At 39.7% G+C, this 24,325-nt stretch carries 24 protein-coding genes; 8 read left to right on the top strand and 16 right to left on the bottom strand.

Going from position 1 to position 24,325, the window contains the following annotated elements; genetic code table 11:
* Nucleotide 1: 1 nt before the first annotated feature.
* The 10 genes from I2D56_RS01950 to I2D56_RS01905 form a co-directional block, all read right to left on the bottom strand.
* Nucleotides 2–2,449 (bottom strand): ATP-binding protein, encoded by a 2,448-nt coding sequence (locus tag I2D56_RS01950; RefSeq protein ID WP_000331160.1) that lies wholly within the window; start codon nucleotides 2,447–2,449, stop codon nucleotides 2–4.
* Nucleotides 2,433–2,825 (bottom strand): conjugal transfer protein, encoded by a 393-nt coding sequence (locus I2D56_RS01945; RefSeq protein ID WP_000723888.1) that lies wholly within the window; start codon nucleotides 2,823–2,825, stop codon nucleotides 2,433–2,435. Before I2D56_RS01945 ends, I2D56_RS01950 begins: the two co-directional genes overlap by 17 nt.
* Nucleotides 2,826–2,913: 88 nt before the next feature.
* Nucleotides 2,914–3,411, bottom strand: coding sequence for an antirestriction protein ArdA (locus I2D56_RS01940; RefSeq protein WP_000342539.1), 498 nt, complete (start codon nucleotides 3,409–3,411; stop codon nucleotides 2,914–2,916).
* 116 nt (nucleotides 3,412–3,527) lie between these two features.
* On the bottom strand, nucleotides 3,528–3,749 hold the full coding sequence (locus I2D56_RS01935; protein WP_001009056.1) for a hypothetical protein: 222 nt from the start codon (nucleotides 3,747–3,749) through the stop codon (nucleotides 3,528–3,530).
* Nucleotides 3,750–3,791: 42 nt separating this feature from the next.
* Nucleotides 3,792–4,997, bottom strand: a complete 1,206-nt coding sequence (gene mobT / locus I2D56_RS01930; RefSeq protein WP_000398284.1) for a MobT family relaxase — start codon at nucleotides 4,995–4,997, stop codon at nucleotides 3,792–3,794.
* A gap of 22 nt (nucleotides 4,998–5,019) precedes the next feature.
* Entirely contained in the window at nucleotides 5,020–5,139 is a 120-nt protein-coding gene (locus I2D56_RS01925; protein WP_079261586.1) for a conjugal transfer protein, read from the bottom strand.
* A 78-nt stretch (nucleotides 5,140–5,217) separates the two neighbouring features.
* Complete coding sequence (locus tag I2D56_RS01920; RefSeq protein WP_195347856.1) at nucleotides 5,218–6,357, bottom strand: tyrosine-type recombinase/integrase; 1,140 nt, start codon at nucleotides 6,355–6,357, stop codon at nucleotides 5,218–5,220.
* Nucleotides 6,344–6,547, bottom strand: coding sequence for a DUF3173 family protein (locus tag I2D56_RS01915; RefSeq protein WP_000998327.1), 204 nt, complete (start codon nucleotides 6,545–6,547; stop codon nucleotides 6,344–6,346). Before I2D56_RS01915 ends, I2D56_RS01920 begins: the two co-directional genes overlap by 14 nt.
* Complete coding sequence (locus tag I2D56_RS01910; RefSeq protein WP_195347855.1) at nucleotides 6,544–7,536, bottom strand: replication initiation protein; 993 nt, start codon at nucleotides 7,534–7,536, stop codon at nucleotides 6,544–6,546. The genes I2D56_RS01915 and I2D56_RS01910 overlap by 4 nt, the downstream gene beginning before the upstream one ends.
* Nucleotides 7,537–7,761: 225 nt before the next feature.
* Complete coding sequence (locus tag I2D56_RS01905) at nucleotides 7,762–7,944, bottom strand: hypothetical protein (RefSeq protein WP_000204837.1); 183 nt, start codon at nucleotides 7,942–7,944, stop codon at nucleotides 7,762–7,764.
* A 248-nt stretch (nucleotides 7,945–8,192) separates the two neighbouring features.
* Between I2D56_RS01905 and I2D56_RS01900 the strand changes: the two genes are divergently transcribed.
* The 4 genes from I2D56_RS01900 (at nucleotide 8,193) to I2D56_RS01885 (ending at nucleotide 10,125) form a co-directional block, all read left to right on the top strand.
* Nucleotides 8,193–8,495: a helix-turn-helix transcriptional regulator gene (locus I2D56_RS01900; RefSeq protein ID WP_195347854.1), complete on the top strand. Its 303-nt coding sequence runs from the start codon at nucleotides 8,193–8,195 to the stop codon at nucleotides 8,493–8,495.
* Between the two features lie 294 nt (nucleotides 8,496–8,789).
* The gene (locus I2D56_RS01895) at nucleotides 8,790–9,719 is read left to right on the top strand and encodes a M50 family metallopeptidase (RefSeq protein ID WP_195347853.1); all 930 of its coding nucleotides are present in this window, start codon (nucleotides 8,790–8,792) and stop codon (nucleotides 9,717–9,719) included.
* An 8-nt stretch (nucleotides 9,720–9,727) separates the two neighbouring features.
* The gene (locus I2D56_RS01890) at nucleotides 9,728–9,850 is read left to right on the top strand and encodes a cysteine peptidase family C39 domain-containing protein (RefSeq protein WP_267472195.1); all 123 of its coding nucleotides are present in this window, start codon (nucleotides 9,728–9,730) and stop codon (nucleotides 9,848–9,850) included.
* Between the two features lie 71 nt (nucleotides 9,851–9,921).
* Nucleotides 9,922–10,125 carry a hypothetical protein gene (locus I2D56_RS01885; protein WP_195347852.1) on the top strand — a complete coding sequence of 68 codons (204 nt, stop codon included), beginning with the start codon at nucleotides 9,922–9,924 and terminating at the stop codon, nucleotides 10,123–10,125.
* A gap of 74 nt (nucleotides 10,126–10,199) precedes the next feature.
* Here I2D56_RS01885 and I2D56_RS01880 read toward each other — a convergent pair whose 3' ends face one another.
* The 3 genes from I2D56_RS01880 to I2D56_RS01870 are packed head-to-tail and all read right to left on the bottom strand — an operon-like array spanning nucleotide 10,200 to nucleotide 12,330.
* Nucleotides 10,200–11,585, bottom strand: a complete 1,386-nt coding sequence (locus I2D56_RS01880) for an FtsK/SpoIIIE domain-containing protein (protein WP_000813488.1) — start codon at nucleotides 11,583–11,585, stop codon at nucleotides 10,200–10,202.
* 28 nt (nucleotides 11,586–11,613) lie between these two features.
* Nucleotides 11,614–12,000, bottom strand: coding sequence for a YdcP family protein (locus I2D56_RS01875; protein ID WP_000985015.1), 387 nt, complete (start codon nucleotides 11,998–12,000; stop codon nucleotides 11,614–11,616).
* Between the two features lie 15 nt (nucleotides 12,001–12,015).
* Nucleotides 12,016–12,330: a YdcP family protein gene (locus I2D56_RS01870; RefSeq protein WP_000420682.1), complete on the bottom strand. Its 315-nt coding sequence runs from the start codon at nucleotides 12,328–12,330 to the stop codon at nucleotides 12,016–12,018.
* Between the two features lie 391 nt (nucleotides 12,331–12,721).
* Between I2D56_RS01870 and I2D56_RS01865 the strand changes: the two genes are divergently transcribed.
* Both I2D56_RS01865 and I2D56_RS01860 read left to right on the top strand, forming a co-directional pair.
* Complete coding sequence (locus I2D56_RS01865) at nucleotides 12,722–14,458, top strand: ABC transporter ATP-binding protein (protein WP_195347851.1); 1,737 nt, start codon at nucleotides 12,722–12,724, stop codon at nucleotides 14,456–14,458.
* Nucleotides 14,455–16,191: an ABC transporter ATP-binding protein gene (locus I2D56_RS01860; RefSeq protein ID WP_195347850.1), complete on the top strand. Its 1,737-nt coding sequence runs from the start codon at nucleotides 14,455–14,457 to the stop codon at nucleotides 16,189–16,191. The genes I2D56_RS01865 and I2D56_RS01860 overlap by 4 nt, the downstream gene beginning before the upstream one ends.
* Nucleotides 16,192–16,434: 243 nt before the next feature.
* Here the strand turns inward: I2D56_RS01860 and I2D56_RS01855 are convergent, their stop codons facing one another.
* The 3 genes from I2D56_RS01855 to I2D56_RS01845 form a co-directional block, all read right to left on the bottom strand.
* Nucleotides 16,435–17,589 carry an MFS transporter gene (locus I2D56_RS01855; protein ID WP_195347849.1) on the bottom strand — a complete coding sequence of 385 codons (1,155 nt, stop codon included), beginning with the start codon at nucleotides 17,587–17,589 and terminating at the stop codon, nucleotides 16,435–16,437.
* A gap of 445 nt (nucleotides 17,590–18,034) precedes the next feature.
* Complete coding sequence (locus I2D56_RS01850; RefSeq protein WP_023026884.1) at nucleotides 18,035–18,775, bottom strand: amino acid ABC transporter ATP-binding protein; 741 nt, start codon at nucleotides 18,773–18,775, stop codon at nucleotides 18,035–18,037.
* On the bottom strand, nucleotides 18,775–20,976 hold the full coding sequence (locus tag I2D56_RS01845; RefSeq protein ID WP_195347848.1) for an ABC transporter substrate-binding protein/permease: 2,202 nt from the start codon (nucleotides 20,974–20,976) through the stop codon (nucleotides 18,775–18,777). The genes I2D56_RS01850 and I2D56_RS01845 overlap by 1 nt, the downstream gene beginning before the upstream one ends.
* Nucleotides 20,977–21,238: 262 nt before the next feature.
* Here I2D56_RS01845 and I2D56_RS01840 point away from each other — a divergent pair, with 262 nt between their 5' ends.
* Together I2D56_RS01840 and uvrB are read left to right on the top strand one after the other, a co-directional pair.
* Nucleotides 21,239–22,186 (top strand): CPBP family intramembrane glutamic endopeptidase, encoded by a 948-nt coding sequence (locus tag I2D56_RS01840; RefSeq protein ID WP_195347847.1) that lies wholly within the window; start codon nucleotides 21,239–21,241, stop codon nucleotides 22,184–22,186.
* A gap of 141 nt (nucleotides 22,187–22,327) precedes the next feature.
* Nucleotides 22,328–24,316 (top strand): excinuclease ABC subunit UvrB, encoded by a 1,989-nt coding sequence (gene uvrB / locus I2D56_RS01835; RefSeq protein ID WP_195347846.1) that lies wholly within the window; start codon nucleotides 22,328–22,330, stop codon nucleotides 24,314–24,316.
* Nucleotides 24,317–24,325: the final 9 nt, after the last annotated feature.

Raw genomic sequence — 24,325 nt, 5'->3', positions numbered from 1 at the left:
TTTACACCTCTTTTCGCACAGGTGGTCTGGTATCAAAGGCATGGAGCAGTTCTTCAAATACAGGGTGGAACTGTATCACACCGACACGACCATATAAATCACTGATAAGGCATTGCCCGTTTTCCAAATCACGCAATCGCTTCTGATTGTTTTCGTCCTCTGGGTCTACACCAAAAAAGGCTAAGGTCTTTTTAATCTCGTTAAGGTCAGTGGAACGAAATGCAAATTTTAAGCCGAGGTTATTTTTCAGTTTTTCATCTAAGAGGTCGTCTGTATTTTGGGTCACGAAATATACCCCAGCGTTCATAGCACGACCAGCCCGAACCAGCTTCATAGATAGTGTTTTTCCTTGTGCTACCTGTAAAAAGCTCCATGCTTCGTCTAAATCTACAATCTTGAAAATGCTTCGGTCTGTATGGATAAAGTCTAAAGCAAAGGTACTAATGACAATCAGCATAGCAACGGATAAAAGCTCCATAGTGGTATATTCCTCAAAGGAAGTTTCCTTGTCGGGAAGTACCAAGTCCGCAACCTGTATAATGTTCAGTTGTTTTTCTAAGCTGATAGACTGCTCCACATAACCATTACTGAATAATAAATGTGCAAAGTCATAGTCTGTAAAACTTTCGATATGGTCGGCTATACTGGTACTTAGTGGCGTATTCTCAACCCGTAATTCCTCAATCACTTTCATCAACCCTCGTACTTCACTATTGGTTACTGCACGAATGGCTTTTCTAAGGATTGGGAAGCGTTCCCCATCACGAGAGGAAATCCCCGTAAGGAATGTCAGAATATCAATAGCCAGTGATTCAGAATCTTTGGGATTTTTCATAATCACATAAGGGTCAAGTAAGCCTTTGTTTTTCTCATCAGAAGTCAGAGTGACGATATTGATTTCATGGGAAATCTCTGGCAAGGTTTCTTTCCATCTGCCACGTTCTGCTTTTGGGTCTACAATCACTGCTTGTGCCCCATAAAGCACCGCATAATAGACGATAAGGTTATTCGCAAAGGATTTACCACCACCCAGCGAACCAACAAAAGCCGACGCTAACGCATTGGTTACTGAACCCTTAACCCCTTGACTGGCAAGAGCAGGTTTCAGATAGACATTGCGTCCAGTATCTAAGCTGTAGCCAACATAAATCCCCTCATTTTCCCCCAGCATTTGAGTAGCACCAAAACCTAAACCAGCGAGGAAATCAGAGGTCACGTATTGAATATAATCATTCATATAACGCTTGCTGGCAGGTAAAAATTCTTCATGTAAGCCGAGCATATCCCCAAATGGTCGTACCAGTTTTACGCTTAAATCGTCATAAAAATCTTTCACTTCATTACAACGACGTTTGAGTTCGTCAAGATCATTTGCTGATACCCTTACCACATAAGACAGCTTGTACATAGATTCCTTGCTTTGGTCTAAATTGGTTTCCAGCTCATTCACACTTTCCAGAGCTTCCGCCACATTGGAGCTGGTTTCATTATCACTTTGCCAAGCGTGGTTATCCAAGTCTTTCAGTTCTTTCTTTTTATTGCGGACAGTAGATAGGGCTTTACGATTCGCTACAATTTCCACATTCATTGACGTATCAATCGGGAATGTAAATTGCTGTTGCTGGTAGTAGAAGATTTCAGAGGACGGGAAGTCCAGTTCTCCGACAATGCTGTTAATGGTAAAGTAAGCTACATAGACGGTTTCATCTTCCTGCTGGATTTTCAAATATCGCTGTTTTTCTTCCACCAAACAGCGAGTAGGCTTAATCAAGTCATAGTATTTAATCAGCGTTTCATTATCCAGCTTTTTCTTTGATAGATGGTACTCATACTCTTCATAGGCAGTGCCTGTCTGTCCGTAAAGGTGTTCAATCAGATAGCCGAAGTCGTCCTTATCTAACCTGCGGATTTTGAAACGACGAGAGATTTTATTTTCTAAGAGCTTTTCCATCTTCTGAAAACGCAGGATTTCATCATTACTCATACTAACAAAATCGCCCATCAGCTTATGGTTCACATCATAGACAAAATCAGACAAAGCATTTTTTGCTTCAACGGTAAGACTTTTCATAGAAAACTCCTGATCGTTGAGAAGCAACTTAAAGCCGATAAAGAAACGGTAGTTCACTTGATTTTCGCCAATCATGGATATTAAAGCGTCTGTCTGTTGGTCGATTTTGTCATAGGCAACCGCTTTGAGCTTGCCAGTGACTTCATTTTTGGAACGCTCTTGTGCAGAACGTATGCTGGATTCTGTACTGATTTGTAAAGCATGAATTTTGCCATCACGATTTTGTGCGATAAGCTGTCTGAAAGAATCATGCACTTGTATTTTCTGTTCTGGACTTAGAAATGAGTAATTGTAAGGAACAAGCTCATAGTAAGCATAACATTCCCCGTCTTTATTCCAGACGAGATTGTTTTCAATGTATTTAATTGGATATGCCATAAAATTCACTCCTAACTGCTGTAATGGCTTCTTGTGGCTGGTTTCTGCCAAGCGTTACTTTTTTTCCTGCATAGGTCAGCTTTGGTCGCAGTGCATAAGCAATGACAGACTTCAAAAATCCATAAGGCTTTTTACCATCAAAAGTTTTTGTAGACATAAACCATGTGAAAGCCACAGGAATCCCAAAGTATTTGAGAAATGCTCCCTCTATCATGGAAAGAGGGGGCAAGTTGCCAAGTATCATCACTGCAAAGAGTGACACGACAAACCATGTCATTTGCGTAAAGGTTATGGGAAACGGAAGTCTAAAATCATTGATAGAATACAGTACCTTTTCCACAGACCAGATACTGGTATAGCTTCGTATTTTCTTCATGTAATCAATCCTTTCATAAAAAATAGGGGTAGCTGATTGAGCCACCCCGTAAAATAGAAAATCTGCCAGTAGTAATGTACCGACAGATTTAATAGACGATTTCAAAAATCCCATGATTGGTTGAGATAAACGTTCCTGAAAGGTCTAAATCCCGACCATAGGCTTGATAATCAATATAGTTTTGAAGACTAGCTGGTACTTCGCCTAAAGCACCCGTTTCTTCAATGTAGTAGCGTGCCACGTCATACATATCATCACAATCGGAATGAATGATAATATCCTCTTGATGTTCGCTTAGTTCTTCAATGCTTGAAAAATGAGTGAGCAGAGCAGATAGCTCCGATTGTAATTCTTCGGGTAATTCCGATACCATTTCCCATAGTCGATTGAGTTCGCCAATGGAAGTGTATTCGTCAACCGTAAAGGGTAACTCGTAGTCATGAATGGCGTATTCCTCATATTCATCATTCAAGCCGATTTTCTCTTTGACTTCCTCAAAGTCAATGGGAAAGGTAAACCACGCACCGACCAATTCGCCCTCATTGTATTTGCCTAAATTCGCAATATAGACTTGCATATCGTCCATATATTCACGTCCTTTCTTTGTAGAGATTCAAAAATCCCTACCGCACTTCGTTTGGTGTACCATTCCTTTGCGGAACATAAGAAAACCACTTATATTCCACAAAAGAACGGTTTTATTTAAGCACCAATAATGCGATTGAATAGCTCTAGTAAAATGTCTTTTACTCCAGCAGCGTTGAAGACTAAGCCAACCGCAATAATCGCAATAATTAAAAAGCCAATCAGTTTGCTAAACTCACGCTTGAAGCCAAGATACAAGCCAATCACAACGATTGCTAAAAGCACCAGTGATTGAGCGTTTGATAGAAACCAGTTATAAAGGTTTTGTCCAAAATTCATAAAAATGTTCTCCTCTCTATATTCAATGAATTTGTATTTGAGTTATTTTTTTGTTGTTATCACGTCCTGTTCTTTTACTGACTGTTGCTTCAAAATCTGCTTGTGTCGGTCTGTCAGTTTCGCATGGTCGAGAATGTCTTTTACAACCTGCGTCTGGTTGATTTCATCAAGTTTAATCGCAACCTTTAAGGTCGGGGCAACTTGATGAGATAGCCAGTTCAGCGTCCTTTGGAAGGAGTAAGGCTCTGGTTTTGTGGTTAGTTTTAATCGTTCACGATTGTTCCCAATAAACCAAGCCCATTCTTCATTCAGTTTCCAATCAGAACGAGGTTTGGAATCGTCTTTATCTACAAAACGGATATACCGATTGATAATTTTAAAGGCGGTATGCTCTGGATTGTCATAGACGAGTAAATCACGGACTGCATAATAGGCACGCTCATTTTTCAATCGAATCTCAAAACGGTTTTTTACTTCTGCGTCTTCAATGGGAATATCATTTTTCTTGTACTGCTCGTAGTCCTTTTCATAGATACAGAAATAAACTTCACTTTGTAATGAACCGATATAGAGGGTGTTTCCCATACATTCCTTTTCCTCTTTGCGTACCAGTTCGCCACTGCGATAGCTTTTAAAACTGCGGAAGACGGAGATACATTCTTCCTGTTGGCACTTTTCAGTGAGTACAGGGATATTCAAAATCCCTGTCTTATCGTTAATGGCAAGGTCAAGGCGTTTCATCACACCGCCAGCCACCAAAACGTCCATAAAGAACTCATACCAGCTTCTTTGTTGTGCCAGAAGATAGCTTTCAAATTGTCTGCACCCACGACCTTTCAATTCCACCAGAACTCCTTTGTCCAGTTCATGGGAGCAAAGGACGAATATGTCGCCTAAAGCATAATGCTCTGAATAAGAATAGAAACCATAGTCCTCATGAAGAAAATAGGACAGTTTCAGTTGTAAGATGTTTTCGACCACCTGCTGTACGTCTGTTGTCGGAAAGCGAATCCTTACATAATCAAACAGCATTTCAAGGGGAGCGTCGGGATTGAAGCGTTCCAGAGCTTCCCAAAGGGACTGCTGTAAATCCTCTGATGGCTTGACTTTTCCTGTTTCAATATCGCTTAGATACTGCCTTGTAATACCAGTCGCAACAGCTAAACGGTTTTGAGATAGTCCATAAGCCAAGCGTTTTTCTTTTAAATGCTGTAACCAAGTTTGTTCATTCAGTAAAAATCCCTCCAATCAAAAAGGCGTATGTCAACTTTTAAAGCCCATTTGACATACGCTGAAATTTTGTAAATCCCTTGTAACCAAAGGATTTTCTAATGTTTTTTTGACTGTTTCCTGTCGATTTGTACCCCCCTGTTAGAAATAGTGGGAAAATATGAAAAAAAGCCCTTTAAAATGAGGCTTTTGAGGCGTATTTTCTTTTTTTGGTAGCTAATTTGGTAGCCAAAGAGATTTAGTCGATAAAATCACTTGATATGAGATTGAGTTTATCTGTTAATTCGGAATCAGCGTTTGGGTATAAATGACTATAAATGCTAAGTGTAGTTTTGACATCAGAATGACCTAATCGTCTTTGAATATATAGAGCATTTACATTATATTCATTAATAAGTAATGACGCATGGGAGTGTCTTAAACCTTTTGGTTGAATGTATTTAACTCCTGCTCGTTTAGAATATTTTAGAATCTGGTCTCTAATACTACGTTTACGATATGGATTTCCATCAAGTGATAGAATGAATGGTATCTTGTCAACTTTTGCTTGTCGTTCTTTCCATTCTTTAAGTACGTTTAGAGTATTATCATCAAGGCCAATAGTTCGTCTGGAGCTTTCAGTTTTTAGTTTGTTACGCCGAACCCAATTTTCACGGTTTATATACTGTAAGTTGTGATTGATTGCTAGAGTTTTCTTTTCAAAATCTACATCTTCCCAATAAAGAGCAGTCGCCTCATTTACACGCATTCCTGTAAAATAATAAAGCCAAAAAAGCGTATAAACAAAGTGTTCAAAATAACTCTTTTTATCAAGTGATTGTATTACTTTTTGGAACTCGTCTTTTGTCCAAAAATCTATATGTTTTTTTATGATTGGAATTGGACTGATATTACTTGTGGGAATTTCATGAAAAATCAACCCATATTTTTTTGCAGTTTTCAAAACTTGATTAAGCAAAGTCATCTTGTTTCTTGCATATGAATTTGAATATCTCTCTAATAAACCGTTTCTATAATTAATCACATCATAAGTAGTAATTTCTCTAGGTTTTTTCTTACCAAAGTATTGAATAAATTCATCGAATATAACTTGACGTCTGCGTTCGAGATCCGGACTTGTTGTAGCGTAATAATTTGGCATAAAAACTTCTTCCATAAACTGCTTAAAAGTCCATTGAGTATGCTTAATTCCTCCTTTTTGTTGTATCTTATTCAAGGCTCTTGTACGTGCTTCAAAGGCTTCTTTTGCGGTTTGAAAACCACGTCTACGTTCTTGATAAGGTTTACCAGTAGCTAGGTCAACTCCAGCTTTAAAATAATAAGTATATTTGCCAGTCTTATCATCTTTCGTAACACCGGTATATCTAGTTTTTGACATGTAGTTCCTCCAATCCAAGTATCTCTGCTACAACTGATACTGGAACAGTTCCAAGTCCTTTATTGTTATAGAAATCGAAACCACGCTCGACCATAATATGTTTTGCTTGCCGTAAAATATTATAAGCAGTCCATTTTGAAAAACCTAAGTCCATAATTTCTTGTACTGTCATAGTTAATTTATCGTTCATAAATCAATTTCTCCTTTACTAGTAAGTTCTAGGAATTCTCCTATTAATTGTTTGAGTTCATTATTTAATCGTGGGGTTTGTTCTTTAAGTGCATCTTGTAGCTCTAAAGAAAATGAGCTACTATCAAATGCTTTTAAATGTTTTCTAAGCCTAGTCTTTTTAACTCTAATAGTGTTAGGTTTCAGATAGGGGAATAATTCGGGTAAGAGTGCAGGTTCATGGAGAAAGATATAAGCAAATGCTTTGCTATCATCTGGAACACTTGAAAGACTAAAAAAGCTAAAATTCTCCAATCGTTTAGAAATCTCTGAAATTGTTTCCTCGTTTATAGCTTTTGTTCGAAGTTGGAACTCTAACCGCCACCAAAAAGGTTTGCTTTCTATATTTAATTTATCAGCTCTTTTGTGACTTAATACCTCTATATTCTTATCGTATAAACGTACTTGAACGTTGCTACCACTTGCACCCCAGTATTTACTTTCTATATTGCCCCCTCTACCGTAGAATATTTTATGACTAACTCCTCCTTTGATATGTTGTAAAAAAACTATTTCTGGCCTATTAAAGATATCAAAAGCAAGGTCTAATCGTGACAGTCTAATTTCTAATCGATTTAATCGAGCGTAATTCATAATCTGCCTCCACACTTGTAAACCCTCAAATTCTTTTAGTGAGTTTGGGTTGAAGTCTAGGCGTATGACTTGATAACCACCATAATCCGATAGTTGGAAGAAAATTAGATTTATACTATCTTCGTTTATTGTTTTATAAAGAGTAAAATAGTCTTCTCTTAGATTTTCTTGAATACTAAATTCTTGAATTATATTATCGAGTGATTTTCGTAATTCACGAAATATTCGTCTAAGTGATTGGTTCTCACTATCAAAGATTACTGTTAATCTGTCAATGCTGATATAAATAGATTTTTCTAGTTTTGATAAATCTACTTGACTTTGATATTCTCGTAGAGATTGAATGGTATTTTTCAATGTAACGCCTCCTTTCTATGCTTAAAATCTGCGTAATTCGTTGCTACTATTGATTTTTGCCGATGACTCGTTACTTAGGGCGTTGCCTTAAGTGTATCTGATTGCTGGCTGTTAGAGACGCCAGCTTTTATGTTAGAGATTGGGAGAACTTCGAGCTTCGGGCGCTCTGCCTTCGGCCCGCGCCCTTGCACTTGTCTCCCAATCTCTAATTTATTAGTTTTTAAACTACCCAAAATACTTGTCTAGAAAACTCGAGAGCAGTTCAAGTGCTCGAAGTTCAATTTCTTCGTCTCGAATATCGTTAAATACATCATCATTTACTTGAATATATTCTTCTAAACTAGGCGAATAAAAAGAATGAGTATTGTTAATTTTGTTGTTTTGAAATGCCAACTGTGTTGATGTCATAATATCCTCAATCTAGCCATATCTTGCTTTTTATGGACTTTTTATTACCATTTTGGTATAATTGTATTGGTTTTAAACGAAAGCCTCAGAACGCTTTGCAGAGCTTTCTGGGGTGTTTTTGCATACTCATAAATTTAACTAGTATCACTTATTTTGTATGCTTTGTTTTTATATAACCATTTTGGTTATATAAGTATAATACAACCATTTTGGTTATAAGTCAATAGGAAAACGAAAGGAATTTTAAAATGTTAAAAGACAATATAAAAAAAGCCCGACTAAATGCAGGACTTACTCAATTAGAAGTTGCTGAAAAGTTAGGTGTTGCTCAAGCACAGTATGCTAGGTGGGAGAACGGAGGGAGAAATCCGAAAGATGAAACAATAGAAAAATTAGCTGATATCTTTGGTGCATCTTTTGAGATTTTAAAAGGACGTGATGATGGACTAGAAGAAATTGTTAGTTTATTGAAGGAATATGAACTGACAGAAGAAGAAAAAAATGAAATTATTATTATCTTAAAACAATTTTTGATGAAAAAGGGAAGTTAGTTTACTGTAATGATTTTAAACTAAAATCAAAACTACTCCAAAAATAGTATTGATTTTGGTTTAATACAAAACATATGTAATAATGTGAGCCAACAAAAGTCTGTTTTTGTACCATACTATCTTGAAAAATCTACTAAATTCAAATTGAGAGGATGAATTAAAATGAATAAAATATTTATATATGCAGGAGTGCGAAATCATAACTCTAAGAAAATTATGATTCCGAACATTTTGAGAAGATGTATTGGGAGAAAAAACGCCTTTTTGAAGCTAATAGTTTAGAGGAATGGTATTATGTTGAAAATATTAAATAACTCTGTCATATATTTATGTTTGATTCCGTTATTGTTCCTATTATTGATAATTTTTCCAAATGATTCATTAATCTATTATTTTCGATTGATTTTAATTTCGTTAATATCAATTACATTACATGAACTAGGTCATTTTTTAGTGGGAAGATGTTTATCTTATAAACTAGAGATGCTTGCTACTCCCTTTTTCTTCTATTTCAGAAAAAAAATATATTTCAAATTTCCAGTGTTATTAGCATTCGGTTATTGTCAAATGAGTAATAGAAACATTACTAATGAAAAAAATAGTGATAGGAATTTGGTGTTCTACTTCTTTGGGGGAGGTGGAGCTAACCTAATTGTCGCAATATTAGCACTTTTGGGATTTGTGCCGTACGCATCAGAATTTTTTATTTTGAATATAATTCTTTTTCTAGTTACGGTATGTTTACCAATTGATGGAACAGATGGCAATGCTATTAGAGAGATAGTTTTGTATTCAAAAGATTCAAAAATATATCAGAGATTCTTTGCGAATAGTTTCTATAATAATCCTCATATAACAATCGACGATTTTGCAAAATTAACCTCTAAAGAAAAATCTTTTTTTTCAAAATTTGAAAAATGTTTGATAAACCTTTACTTTGAAGTAAAAGGTGAAGGGTCAGCATTCACAATTGCTAATAATGAAGTTTTTGATTCAAATATTCAGGAAAATATTATCCGTGAGTACTATAAATTACTACATAAATCTTCTGATTGGTTTATTCCACAGAACTTATCTTCAGAAGAAGTTGTTTTTACCTTGTCAAACTATATTTACTCGAAAAATAATAAATATTTAAAAAAGATTAAGTATCAAAAGAAATTAGTAGATTTTAGACAAGAAGAAATTATCGACTTTATTTTGAACAAGGAGGGAGTATTGTGAAAGTTCCAATGATATATCAAATGGAAAATTCAGAATGTGGATTAGCATGCTGTGCCATGATATTGAACTATTTTAAATATGAAATTTCTTTAAATGAACTACGTGAAATCTACCCATCATCCAGATTCTGAGTTACTTGAAAAGTCTAACTTAATTTGACAATTTAGGTTTAGAAAATCTTGATTATGATACTGAATTAGATATGGACAAGAAAGATAAAAAAGAACTAGAAAAATCTCTTGCCCAAATGAAAAATACAAAAGAGGAATTAAAGAAATTCATTAGTTCGTATGGAGTTGGTTTGAAAAAAAGAATTGGTAGCTTTTTGGTAGCTAAACAGACAAAACATCTATTTTTTATCAAAGAATACTTAAAAAGAATGTTAATTTATCAGCATTCTTTTTAATTTCAAATCAATTCTCGGAGTTAGAAACGGGGGGTTAAGTGCTGGCGTGGCTATTGCCACACCAGCCAGCAAGATCAGTCCACACCTGCGACTTCCGCTTCGCACGTCGCCTGCGTGGACTGTCTGCTGTTGGATAACTTTTTAATTTCCTCCAAGAAATCATATCCTTTTGGTACAAGGGGAGTATAAAACTCTGATATGACACTTGTTCCTACATCAACATAGCCACGACCTTTGATTCGCTTTAAGAAGAAATCCTTTTGTACGTCACTGCCAAACATCATGCCATAGCCCATTTCAGACATACGACCTAAAGCCACTCTGAAATTAAACTGATCACGGATTCCGTCGCCTAAATATTTTGCGTCTGGACGTTGACAAGCCAGTATTAGAAAGAAGCCAGCTTGACGACCTAACATGACAATCTGTTTCAGCTTATTCATAACTGCGGTGTTTTCTTTTGTTCCCAGCATTTCCATGAAAGCGACGTATTCATCAAAGATTAAGAAGTGTGCCGGGAGACCTAAGTAAGCATAATTTTTGCCAGTCTTATAGTTCTTCATCTGCTTCATTTCCTCACTACGTTTCATCATTTCTTCATAGAATGTTTCAATGCAAGAAAGCAAGTCTTCTTTTCTATAGTAGACATTTGCCATCACAGAACCTAAGTCCGCAAGGTCAGCATTTTTCGGGTCAAGAATATACAGTTTTGAATCTGTATGAAGCAAGGCTTCAATCAGTGTCAGTATAAAGTAAGTTTTACCGCCACCTGTACCACCAGCAATCAACATATGAGGGAGCTTATCATATTCCCACCATACGTTTTTCATTAAGCGAAGTTTACCATCTTTAGCTTCTACTTCATCAATAGAAATACGACTGGCTATGGTGTCATAGAGCAAAGTATATTCCACATAGGAATCCTTTAACTCTTTATCCGTCAGCTCACAGTACAAGCCACTCTCTAATTTCTTTTCCAAGTGTAAGAGTTGGTCTTGATATTTTCCCAGCGTGATTTCCACCCGTATCTGTATCAAGCCATTTTTAAGTCGATAATACATTTTAGGGAAGTAGGTTATCTTTTCCTTTGTACGACCAGCACTATCTTTAAAGAAACCCTCTGTTTTGACCTGTTCAGATTCATACCACTTGTTTTCAAGTATCATCTTTGCCAGTTTTTGACGGTGGTAAAGTTGTTTAACCGTATCATAGCGAACCCGTTTGAATACAAACGCTACCAGCAAGCAGATAAGAATTGCGACACTGAAACTGATAATTAAATAGGGAATGTCAATCTTATCTGCTTGTGATAGGTTAAAATCCTGCCAGTTGATCTGCTGGATTGTCTTCACATGAAACAGTCCGACAACCAGCAGGAAAACAGGCAGGAGTGACGCTATCGTAAAATGAAAGACTAAATCTTTACCAGATGGGCGAATCCTTTTACCACGCTGTTTCATGCGAAAAAGTCTCCTTTCTACCTAGCGACTATTTGTCTTGTGTCGGTTCTTTCTTTGCTTGTGGTTGAGCTTTGAATGAACTAGAATCCTTTGTCAGCACAATATCGTCTGCCTTGATATACCAGTCAACATCTGCTCCTTGATAGGTGGCAGTAGCAACGGTGTCCGCAATGGGATTGATAAGTTCCACCCGTGCGTTATAATCAAACTCTTTCAAAGGCACGCTGGCAGGAATACTTACTTGAATCATGCGTCCTTGTCCTTTGGATTTTAAGTCATAGGTACGTTCCTTGATTTCATCTGAAACCGACCCGTCTTCATTTTGGATTCTCACTTCACGACGTAGAGCAGAGAATTTCAATTCTCCAAAAGTCGTGTCTTTATCTAATACAATGCCATTTGCTAATCTCATCATTTTTCCTCTCTTTCTTTATTCTTTTATCATGTCGTCAGCATGTAAAAGGTAATTTGTAAAACCACGAGTGCCGATTTTGTAGCCCTCTGCGGTAATACGTGGATTGACTAACTTCACACGTTCCTCAAAGCCGAAATGTTTTTCGCCAGCTTCAGCAGGAAGCACCACCACAATATCATCTGCTCTTTGAACATCAGAATAGAGATTATAGCTTCTTGATAAGACAGTTAGCCGTCCGTTGATTCTTCGCTGAACGACTTTATCCTCGCCAGCAAATTCTAAATTGCCGAATGTTTTTTCCATGTTGGGAATCACAAATTTAAGTTCCATATTTTTACCTATCCTTTCTTTTTTATTGGCTGAATGAATGTTTGATGGTCTTAAAGAGTGGGGAACGACCTTTTGATTCTTGATTTTTTGTTTTCATAAGTTCACTTCCTTTCAAAATCGGGTAAAAAAATAGACACCTCATTTTTTGAAGTGTCTACCTATTAAATATTCAAATTTTATTGGAAGTATCTTTATATCTTCACTTTTCAAGGATAAATCGTCGTATCAAAGCTCATTCATAAGTAGTAAATTAGTAGTAAATTGAGTGGTTTTGACCTTGATAAAGTGTGATAAGTCCAGTTTTTATGCGGATAACTAGATTTTTATGCTATTTTTATTTTTAAAAATTATGGTAAAATAAGTTAATCCTATAGAAAGACAAACGAGTAGTATGAAAGACTTATTGAAATACTTCAGGAATTATAAAAAAGAAACCATACTGGGACCGTTTTTCAAGTTGTTGGAAGCAATCTTTGAATTACTGGTTCCACTTTTAATTGCTCATCTTGTCGATCAGCTGATTCCTCGTCAAGACCAAGCTGGAATGCTTGGGGTGGTTGGTCTTTTATTTATTTTTGCTGGTTTTGGCGTTCTCGTAGCGATAACAGCCCAATATTATTCATCGAAGGCAGCCGTTGGTTATACTAAGGAATTGACCAATGATTTGTATGAGAAAATTCTCAGCTTGTCTAAGGAGCAGAGGGATCGCCTAACCACCTCAAGCCTCGTGACGCGACTAACCAGTGATACCTATCAAATTCAAACAGGGATTAATCTATTTTTACGTCTATTTCTCCGAGCGCCGATTGTCGTTTTTGGCTCTATTTTTATGGCTTTTACCATTAGTCCACAACTGACCTTGTGGTTTATTGGAATGGTTGCCCTATTGACCCTGATCATTGTCGTTATGTCGCGTGTGGTTAATCCTCTTTATGGACGCATCAGGAAGATAACGGATCGAATGGTTACAATCACGCGTCAGCAGTTACAAGGGATGAGGGTTATCCGCGCTTTTGGACAGGCAGCTCATGAAGAAGCAGAGTTTAATGAGGTCAACCAAGACTATACCAACTGGCAATTAATAGTATCCAAGTGGTCTAGTTTGATTAGTCCTCTAACCTTCTTAGTCGTGAATGGAACCTTGATTTGTATTCTTTGGCAGGGACAAGCCTCCATTCAAATGGGAACGCTTAGCCAAGGAATGTTGGTCGCCTTGGTCAATTACTTGCTTCAAATCTTAACAGAATTATTGAAGTTAGCCATGTTGGTGACCTCACTCAACCAAAGCTATATTGCTGCTGGGCGGATTGTCCAAGTCTTTGATGAGAAAAGTGAAGATCTGGATCAAGAGTTGGATGAGGTAGCTGCTTCAAATCCTCAACTGGCTCTCGAGATCCAAGATTTAATCTTTACCTATCCTTTAGCGGCAAAACCGTCCTTAGAAGGTATTCATTTATCATTAAACAAGGGACAAACCTTGGGGATCATTGGGGGGACAGGGTCTGGGAAATCTACCCTGGTTCAATTGCTAGGACATCTTTATGACCCGAGTCAAGGAAGTCTAACCATTTTTAAAGATGGACAGAGCCCAAAGACTCTTGGTCAGTGGCGTGACTGGGTGGCAGTGGTTCCTCAAAATGCAGAGCTTTTTAAAGGTAGCATTCGTTCGAACCTAACACTGGGATTAACTAAAGAACCAAGTGAGGAGCAGTTGTGGTGGGCCTTGGAAGTTGCGCAAGCAGCTGATTTTGTCCGTGAGAAAGAAGGAGGACTAGAGGCTCCCGTAGAAGCTTTTGGAAGGAATTTTTCCGGTGGTCAACGGCAACGTCTGACCATTGCTCGTGCTGTCCTTCGTCAAGCTCCATTTTTAGTGTTAGATGATTCCACTTCAGCTTTGGATTATTTGACAGAAGCACGACTTTTACAGGCTCTAAAAGAGGAGTTGTCGAAGACAAGTCTCACCCTCATCTCGCAGCGGACCAATAGTCTCCGTAGTGCTGAGCAAATTCTCGTCTTAGACAAAGGTAAACAGGTCGGCTTAGGCAGTCATGAAGACCTGGTGTCAACGAATCCTTTATACCAAGAGATTCATTTCTCCCAACAGAAGAGAGAGGAGGGGACAGAATGAAACAGAAGACTTATTTACGGCGCTTACTTGCGGATATAGCCAGACAGCCCATTTGGCTTATCTTGGCCAGTCTAGGAACCATTTTACAAGTCTTGTTAACCGTCTATATCCCCATTCTGATTGGTCGAGCAGTGGACATAGTGGTGCTTCCTGATGCTAGTCATCTCTTGTTGCCGCTTATCCTTCAAATGGGTCTAGTGATCCTCTTTGCAAGTCTCATTCAATGGTTGAATCCCTTGGTTTACAATCAGCTGATCTATCGCTATAGTAAGTCCTTGAGGGAGAAGGTGATCCGGAAAGTTCATGTCCTTCCTCTATCTTACCTGGACCGTCAAGGAACTGGAGATTTGGTCAGTCGTTTGACCACTGATGTTGAACAGCTGAATAATGGTTTATTGATGGTCTTTAATCAGTTTTTTGTTGGTCTTTTAACCATCCTAGTGACCATCGCTAGTATGGCCCGATTGGATTGGATGATGATGGGTATGGTCTTGATTTTGACCCCCTTATCTCTATTTATCGCTCGTTTTATTGCCAAGCGGTCCTACCATCTCTTTCGGATGCAGACCCAGGCGCGTGGTGCTCAGACCCAGATGATTGAAGAATCTCTCAGTCAAGAAAGCTTGCTTCAAGCTTTCAATGCTCAAGATCAGTTTAAAGACAAGTTTATTGAAATTAATGGCGACTATGCTGGTTATTCTCAAGAGGCGATTTTTTATTCCTCTACCGTTAATCCTGCGACGCGCTTTGTCAACGCCCTGATTTATGCGCTTGTGACGGGATTTGGCGCCTTCCGTATCCTATCGGGTACTGGCTTCACTGTTGGCCAGTTGGTGACCTTCCTCAACTATGTCAATCAGTACACCAAACCCTTTAATGACATCTCCTCTGTCCTTGCTGAATTGCAAAGCGCCCTAGCTTGTGCGGAACGTCTCTATAGTGTCTTGGACCAAGAGGAAGTGAAAGAAAGTGGAAAAAGAGACTTGCAAGAAGAGGCTGTCGAAGGAGCTGTCCAATTTGATCATGTCAGCTTTGGGTATCGATCTGACCAGCCCCTCATAAAGGATCTCTCCATTTCCATCCCGCCTGCTAGTAAGGTAGCCATTGTTGGGCCAACAGGTGCTGGGAAATCAACCATGATTAATCTTCTCATGCGATTTTATGATGTAGATCAGGGTCGCTTGCTCTTAGACCAAAAAGCCGTGGATACCTATAGCCTAGCAAGCTACCGCAAGCAGTTTGGAATGGTCCTACAAGAGACTTGGCTCAAAGTGGGAACGGTTCATGAGAATATCGCATTTGGTCGACCAGATGCTAGTCTGGAAGACGTGATTCAAGCAGCTAAGGCTGCCAATGCTGATTTCTTTATTCAACAGCTTCCAGATGGCTATGATACCTATCTAGCAGATGCAGGGGATTCCTTATCTCAAGGACAAAGACAACTTCTAACCATTGCTCGGGTCTTTCTTGCGGTGCCTAAGATTCTGATATTAGATGAGGCAACGTCTTCCATTGATACGCGGACAGAGTTACTTATTCAGGATGCCTTTAATAAGTTAATGGTAGGGCGGACCAGCTTTGTGATCGCCCATCGCCTGTCTACCATTGAAAATGCAGATCTCATCCTAGTCATGGTCACTGGAAATATCGTTGAACATGGAAATCATAGGGAGTTGATGGCGCTAAAAGGTGTCTATTACCAGATGCAAACTGCTCAACTTTCGAATCAGTAAGACAGAAAAGAGAGTGGGACAGAAATCGGTCATTCGTTAGAATTCGATTTCGTCGTCCCACCTCCGCACAGCTTCAACAGTCTGGGAGACTGTTGAAGGTTGCAGATAAAGGAAACTTTGTTTCCCTCATTAGGTCATATTTGGAGCTTAAAAAGCGAACAAAGAGCACAGTCAACCACTGCGTCTTGCTCGACAATCCAAAGACAATTGAGAGGCTAGGACTTTTGTCCCAGCCTCTTTTGTTTATTCATGATGATCTTTTAAAAGATAGAGAAGAGAGAAGGCGAGGAGTGCCATGGCCATTCCTAAAACAGTAAAGATAAAAGCATTGCTGTCGGAGATGAGACCGATGGTATTGAGGGCGAAAGGTGTAATAGCCGCTCCAAAGCTACAGCCCAAGACGGCTACAGAGGTCACCTGGTTTAATCGTCTGGCAGGAATCTTGGCTGACAAGATTTGGAAAACCATGGTGAGAGCAGTGCTGTATGTATAGCCAGAGAAGAGGGCGGAAATAGCTAGGAGAGGAATGCTTGGAGAAAGGGCTACAGCCATCATTGAGAATCCGTAAGCAATCCCAGCATAAGTAATCAATTTGCTCTTAAACAAATGAACGAGCCCAGAGAAGGTGAGACCAGCTAGAATTCCAATCAATTGCATAGCACTTAGAATAAAGCTGGCTGAGTTGTGCTGATCCTTGAAAGTGTAAGCGACAATGCTTGGGATACGAAGAGTTATTCCAACATTACATAAGACAATCACGGCAGCCACAATAGCCAAGATAATGGTTAATTTCCATTCTTCTTTTTGGAGTGGTTCTTTATGTTTGGCTTGTGTATGCTGGCTTTCTTCTTGCTGGTGGTAAGGGACAAAGGCCATGAAGAGAAACAGAACGATTAATCCAGCCCCGTAGGCTAAAAAGCTAGAAGTCCAGCCGAATTGGAGAAGGAAGCCGACCAATAAAGTGACCAGGGCTGTCCCTACGACTTCAGCAGAACCACGAAATCCGAGAGTTTGGATCCGTTCACGTCCCTGGTAGCGTTCGCTGATAATAGAAATGGCTTTAGCGTTGATCAAACCGACCCCCATCCCAAAAATGAAACGAGAAATGAAAAGAACAGGATAGGCTTGGTTAAAGAAAGGGACCATACCAAATAGTGAGAGTATGAAGAGTCCTGTAATAATCATCTTCCTCTCATCCAAGTAGCGTTCGATAATGGTATTTAGGAAGAGGGTGACCATTATCCCTGCGGATGGAAGAGATACCAAGAGTTCGATTTGACTTTTGGGGAGATCCTTATAGTATTCGAACATATAAGGAAGAGCGCTAGAAATCGAAAAAGACGTTGTTAATACAAGAGATAAAGAAAGGATACTAACCTTTTCTAATAATTTTTTCATAATCATCCTTCAGTCACATATTTGGTCAAAAGACACTCTACTATGGTATAGTTTTTTGCTTCATTTAGCAAGTTATTTAAATGAAATTTCTTAATATTTTTTATATTTTGAAGAAGAAAAAACTGGAGCTTTAACTCCAGTTTTAAATTGCAGAAAATGTATTCCTAGAAACTTTCCTAAGGTGAGTACGGACGTCAGCGAACTTCAAAGAAGTTCCATGACTTAGTTTTGAGCCCCTTCGCTCTTTAATTTCTAGGCTCGGGCTAAAACAGTTTCCCAAACTGTTTTACTCTCAATACTCCCGAGTTCTTGAAATGATCTCATTTCAAGAACTTTAATCACAGCGGAAAGTTTCGGATATCCGACATCATTATTAGTTTCTTCAGGAATACTGAAAGAAGCAATAATGAATTCAGACTATAGCCACATGGGACTTTGTATTTTTTTAAACGTTTAACACTTTATCCAGGAATTCTTTCAATCGTGGGTGTTGTGGGTTATCAAAGATTTGGTCTGGTTTACCGTCTTCGAGGAATTCCCCATCAGCTGTAAAGATGACACGATTGGCCACTTGGCGGGCAAATCCCATTTCGTGGGTGACGATAATCATGGTCATCCCTTGCTTAGCCAAGTCTTTCATAACGTTCAGTACATCTCCGACCATCTCAGGGTCAAGAGCAGAAGTCGGTTCGTCAAAAAGCATGACATCTGGTTTCATTGCTAAACCACGCGCAATGGCCACCCTCTGTTTCTGACCACCTGATAGACTATCAGGACTGACGTCAGCTTTGTCAGCCAGTCCAACCTTTTCCAAGAGTTCCATTGCTAGTTCTCTAGCTTCTTCACGACTCATCCGTTTGTGCTCCAAAGGAGCAAACATGATGTTTTCAATAACACTCATATGAGGGAAGAGGTTGAAATGCTGGAAAACCATCCCGACATTTTCACGAACGATATCAATGTTGGTTTTAGGATCAGTCAGGTCATAACCGTTCACAGTAATTTGTCCTTTAGTTACTTCTTCAAGAAGGTTAAGACTGCGTAGGAAGGTTGACTTACCAGAACCAGATGGACCGATAATACAAACTACATCTCCTTCGTAGAATTTTGTTGAGATGCCTTTTAGGACCTCATTTTCACCGTAATATTTATGGAGGTCATGGACATCAATTTTTAATTTAGCCATTAGTTAGCCCTCTTTTCTAATTGTTTTGCAAAGCGTGTCAATAAAGTAATGATGACGAGGTAAAAGACAGCAAGGATTGCGTACATCTTGAAACTTTGATAGTTTCGAGCGATGATAATCTTACCAGTCTGGAAGAGCTCGACCAAACCGATCGCTGACACGATCGTCGTATCTTTCAGTGCAATGACAAATTGGTTGACGAAGTTTGGAAGCATCAGTTTAGTTGCTTGAGGCAAGATAATCTTGCGCATGGTCTTGCTATAAGAAATCCCGAGGCTTCGACTAGCTTCCATCTGACCAGCAGGTACCGCTTGAATCCCTCCACGAACAATCTCGGCAATATAAGCAGCAGCATTGAGTGAGAGAGCAATCGTACCTGCAAGGAAGTCATTGATTGGGGATTGGTGGCCCGTCATGGACTCGATTAAATTAGGAATTCCCCAGAAGATGAAGGCAGCAAGAATCATCAGTGGGATACCACGGATGACATCGACGAAAATCTCAGCAGTCCAACGAAGCCATTTATAAGGACTGACACTGAACATTCCAAAGATGATCCCGATCACCATAGCAATCGCAAATGAAAGAAGTGCTAGTGCAATAGTGACACCAAGTCCACTTAACAATTGTTTGTAGTTGTTTTGGAGCAAGCCCCAGATAGTCGTTTCATCTACTGAAGTAGATTCTGTGTTTTCTTCACTATCACTTGAAAGGTACTTATCCAAGATTTTTTGGTATTCGCCACTTTCTTTTAAGTTGGCCAAGCCGTTGTTAAACATCTCAATTAATTCAGAGTTGGAACCTTTTTGAACGGCAAAGGCAATTTGCCCACTTGGAGTTCCTTCGATAGGCGTTTTAAATTTACGTCCTTGTTTAATGGCGTATTTAATAACCGGTTCGTCATCCATGATGGCAGCTACAGAACCAGAGTTCAAGCTGTCATACATAGAGGCACCATCTGAGAAGGTTTTGATTTTGTAGCCATACTTGCTCTTGTTTTCCTCGAGGAAGGTTTGAGAAGCCGTACCATTTTTGACACCAACTGTTTTGCCTTTTAGATCTTCGTAGGAAGAAATGGTACTACTTTCTTGAACTGCAAGGATCGAATTCGTTGTGTAGTAAGGATCTGAGAAGTCGAAAGTCGCCTTACGTGCATCTGTAACGGTCATCCCTGCAATCATACCATCAGCATTACCATTCTGAACATCACTGATGGCGGCATCAAAACCAGGGTTGCTGATTTCTAGAGTAAAGCCTTGGTCTTTAGCGATTGCCTTAATCAATTCCATATCAATCCCAGTGTATTTGCTTTGATCATTTTGGAAAACGAAGGGAGCAAAAGAGGTATCACTAGAAATTTTGTAAGTTTTCTTCTTAGGAGTCGCCTTTTGTCCTGCTTTTGTGCTCGTTTCTGGAACAGCAGAAGTACTTGCGGTGGTGGTTGCTGACGATGATTGGCTGCTACCAGTCCATTTTTCAATAATCTGATCCAGCGTACCATCTTTCTTCATTTGAGCAAGAGCTGTATTGAATTGCTTAATGAGATTTTCATGGGAACCATCTTTCTTGACCCCAAAGGCAAAGCTTCCGACAGCTTCTCCTTCCATATTAATAGAAAGGTCTTGTCCTTGCTTAATCGCGTATTCGATAATGGGTTGGTCATCCATCACAGCATCTACAGCACCTGTAGATAAACTGTTGTACATGAGATCTCCTGTATCAAAAGTTTTTATCTGATAACCGTACTTGTCCTTGTTCTTCTGAAGGAAGCGTTGGGCAGCAGTTCCATTTTTGACTCCAACCGTTTTTCCTTTGAGCTGGTCATAGGAAGTGATCTTGTTAGTTTTCTTGGTTGCGATCACGACTTTTGTATCATAGTAGGTATCGGACATAGTAAAGACTTGTTCACGTTCTTTGGTCTTGGTCATCCCTGCCATAATGGCATCGGCTTGACCAGATTGGACCATGTTGACGGCCGCGTCAAAGCCTGGGAAAGACTTTTCTAAGGTCCAACCGTTGATTTCAGCGACCTTATCCAAGATTTCAACATCAATTCCTTTGTATACTTGGTCTGAGTCTTTGAATTCGAAGGGCGCATATGCCGTATCGAAAACGACTTTAACAGTTTCAGCCTGTGCTTGACTTGCAAAGGCGAATAGTGGAAATAAGAAAAGCAAATAGGCTAATAGTTTTTTCTTCATTTCGTTCTCCTTTATATCTAATCCATTGTCTTGTGAAGAGCAATGGAAGGAATACCCTATGAGGGTTTAAAAAAATAAAGAATTCATACTGAAAACAAGTATGAATTTCATCATTTATTTTTTACAAGAATTATTATATCATAAATCAACCTTAAAAACAAGAATTTCCGCCAACTCATGTTAGGTTATCTAACATGAACGGATGTTGCAGGTCTGGATTTTCTTTGCTACAATGGACCTATTAGATAAATGGAGGTTACTGATGAAGAAAGGATTGATTATTCAAGATATAAAAACTAACACCTCATGGCCAGTACTCATTTCTACACTATTCTATGTCTTTTTAACCTTCCTGTTTGTTGAAGGTGGGCTTTGGTTTGGGAGTGAGTTTGTAGGACCATTTTCTCTAGTTATAGAGTTTTTAACAGAGCTCTTTTCACCAGGAAATGGAGGCGCAAGTGTTCAAGAGTTCTTCTACCATTATATCCTCTATTATCAGCTCTTCAGTTTCGTATTTATTCTCATCCTCTTTATTTTTTGGGTGAAGTTCATTGAGAAGAATCCCTTATCGACTTTAGGTTTTGTAAGAAGAAACTGGCTTAAATATCTTGGCTGGGGGATTTTGCTTTCCCTTCTTCAAATGGGAGTGATTGCCCTTGTCTACCAAGTAAGTGGAATCGGGTCTTTTGAGCTAAATGAATTAAGTTTAGAACCCATCCTCTTTATTCTAGGGTTATTTCCATTTTGGCTTCTTCAAGGAGGAACGGAAGAAGTAGCAACGCGGGGTTGGCTCCTAACTCGGATTGCCGCAAGAGCGAATCTTCCCTTAGCAATCGCGATTTCTAGTAGTCTCTTTGGCTTTCTCCATCTGGGAAATTCAGGAGTGACCTTCTTATCCGTAGTGAATATTGTTCTTGATGGGGTGCTAGCTGGTCTGCTCCTTATCTACACAGATAGTATCTGGCTAGTGGTCGCCCAACACGGGACTTGGAACTATGTACAGGGAAATCTCCTTGGTTTTCAAGTTAGTGGGACGGGAGCAGACGCCTCAATCTTTAGCTTTACCATGGGAACTGGCCCTGACTGGCTGACTGGAGGAGCATTTGGAGCAGAAGGATCTATCATCACAACTCTGGTTCTTCTATTATCCATAGTGATTGTTTATCGCTTAGGGGAAAGAAGAGAAAGAGTTGTTGATGAACAAATGTGAAATGGCTGATAGGAAATGATGATGAATACGAAGACAGGCTCAAGAGCCTGTCTTTGTTTTTACTAGGATCCTCTCCTCAAAAGTCAGAGAAATATCCTTCATTATGGTAAAATAAAGGAAGTACAGTCGAAGGAAGAAAGTATGATTAATAGAATCACAGACAACAAATTTAAACTCGTCTCCAAATACCAACCGTCTGGGGATCAACCGCAGGCCATCGAGCAGTTGGTGGATAATATCGAGGGGGGCGAGAAAGCCCAAATCCTGATGGGGGCAACTGGTACGGGAAAGACCTATACCATGAGTCAGGTCATTGCCCAGGTTAATAAGCCGACCCTGGTTATCGCCCACAATAAAACCTTGGCGGGCCAGCTCTATGGGGAGTTCAAGGAATTTTTCCCTGAAAATGCGGTCGAGTATTTCGTCTCTTACTACGATTACTACCAGCCAGAAGCCTATGTGCCATCGAGCGATACCTACATCGAAAAAGATAGCTCGGTCAACGATGAGATTGACAAGCTTCGTCACTCAGCAACCTCCGCTCTTTTAGAACGTAATGACGTCATTGTCGTCGCATCTGTTTCCTGTATCTATGGTCTGGGTTCGCCTAAGGAATACGCGGATAGCGTGGTCAGTCTGCGTCCAGGTCTGGAGATTTCTCGTGATAAATTGCTCAACGACTTGGTGGATATCCAGTTTGAGCGTAACGACATCGACTTTCAACGGGGGAAATTCCGTGTCCGTGGGGATGTAGTAGAGATTTTCCCTGCCTCTCGGGATGAGCATGCCTTTCGGGTTGAGTTTTTTGGGGATGAGATTGATCGCATCCGTGAGGTTGAAGCTTTGACTGGTCAAGTCCTTGGTGAAGTGGACCATTTGGCGATTTTCCCAGCCACTCACTTTGTGACCAATGATGACCATATGGAAGTAGCCATTGCCAAGATTCAGGCTGAATTAGAAGAGCAGTTAAAGGTCTTTGAAAAAGAAGGCAAGCTCTTGGAAGCCCAACGCCTAAAGCAACGGACCGAGTACGATATTGAAATGTTGCGAGAGATGGGCTACACCAATGGCGTGGAGAACTATTCCCGCCACATGGATGGACGAAGTGAAGGAGAGCCACCGTACACCCTTCTTGACTTTTTCCCAGAAGATTTCCTCATTATGATTGACGAAAGCCACATGACCATGGGGCAAATCAAGGGCATGTACAATGGAGACCGCTCCCGCAAGGAGATGTTGGTCAACTATGGTTTCCGTTTGCCGTCTGCCTTGGACAACCGGCCTCTGCGTCGTGAGGAGTTTGAAAGCCATGTCCACCAGATCGTTTATGTATCTGCGACGCCAGGCGACTACGAGATGGAACAAACGGATACCATCATCGAGCAGATCATTCGTCCGACCGGCCTTCTGGATCCTGAGGTCGAAGTACGTCCTACCATGGGACAAATGGACGATCTATTGGGTGAGATCAATGCGCGTGTGGAACGTGGAGAGCGGACCTTTGTCACGACCCTGACCAAGAAGATGGCGGAAGACTTGACGGACTACTTTAAGGAAATGGGCGTCAAGGTCAAATACATGCACTCGGACATTAAGACCTTAGAGCGGACAGAAATCATCCGTGATTTGCGTCTGGGAGTCTTTGATGTCTTGGTCGGAATCAACCTCCTTCGTGAAGGGATTGACGTACCGGAAGTCAGCTTAGTTGCTATTCTCGATGCAGATAAGGAAGGCTTCCTCCGTAATGAACGGGGGCTGATCCAGACCATTGGTCGTGCTGCCCGTAATAGTGAAGGACACGTTATTATGTATGCGGACACAATGACCCAATCCATGCAAAAAGCTATCGATGAAACGGCTCGTCGTCGGCAGATTCAGATGTCCTATAATGAAGAGCATGGCATCGTCCCACAAACCATTAAGAAAGAAATCCGTGACCTGATTGCTGTAACTAAGGCAGTTGCTAAGGAAGAGGACAAGGAAGTTGACATCAATAGCCTCAATAAACAAGAACGCAAAGAATTGGTCAAGAAACTAGAGAAACAAATGCAAGAAGCCGTCGAAGTGCTTGACTTCGAGTTGGCAGCTCAAATCCGTGATATGATGTTGGAAGTCAAGGCCTTGGATTGAGGGATAAAT

This window comes from Streptococcus australis, from assembly GCF_015553625.1.
GTDB classification, from domain to species: Bacteria; Bacillota; Bacilli; order Lactobacillales; family Streptococcaceae; genus Streptococcus; species Streptococcus australis_B.
The sequence above is the reverse complement of the archived record's forward strand: the minus strand, read 5'-3'. Positions and strand labels throughout refer to the sequence as shown.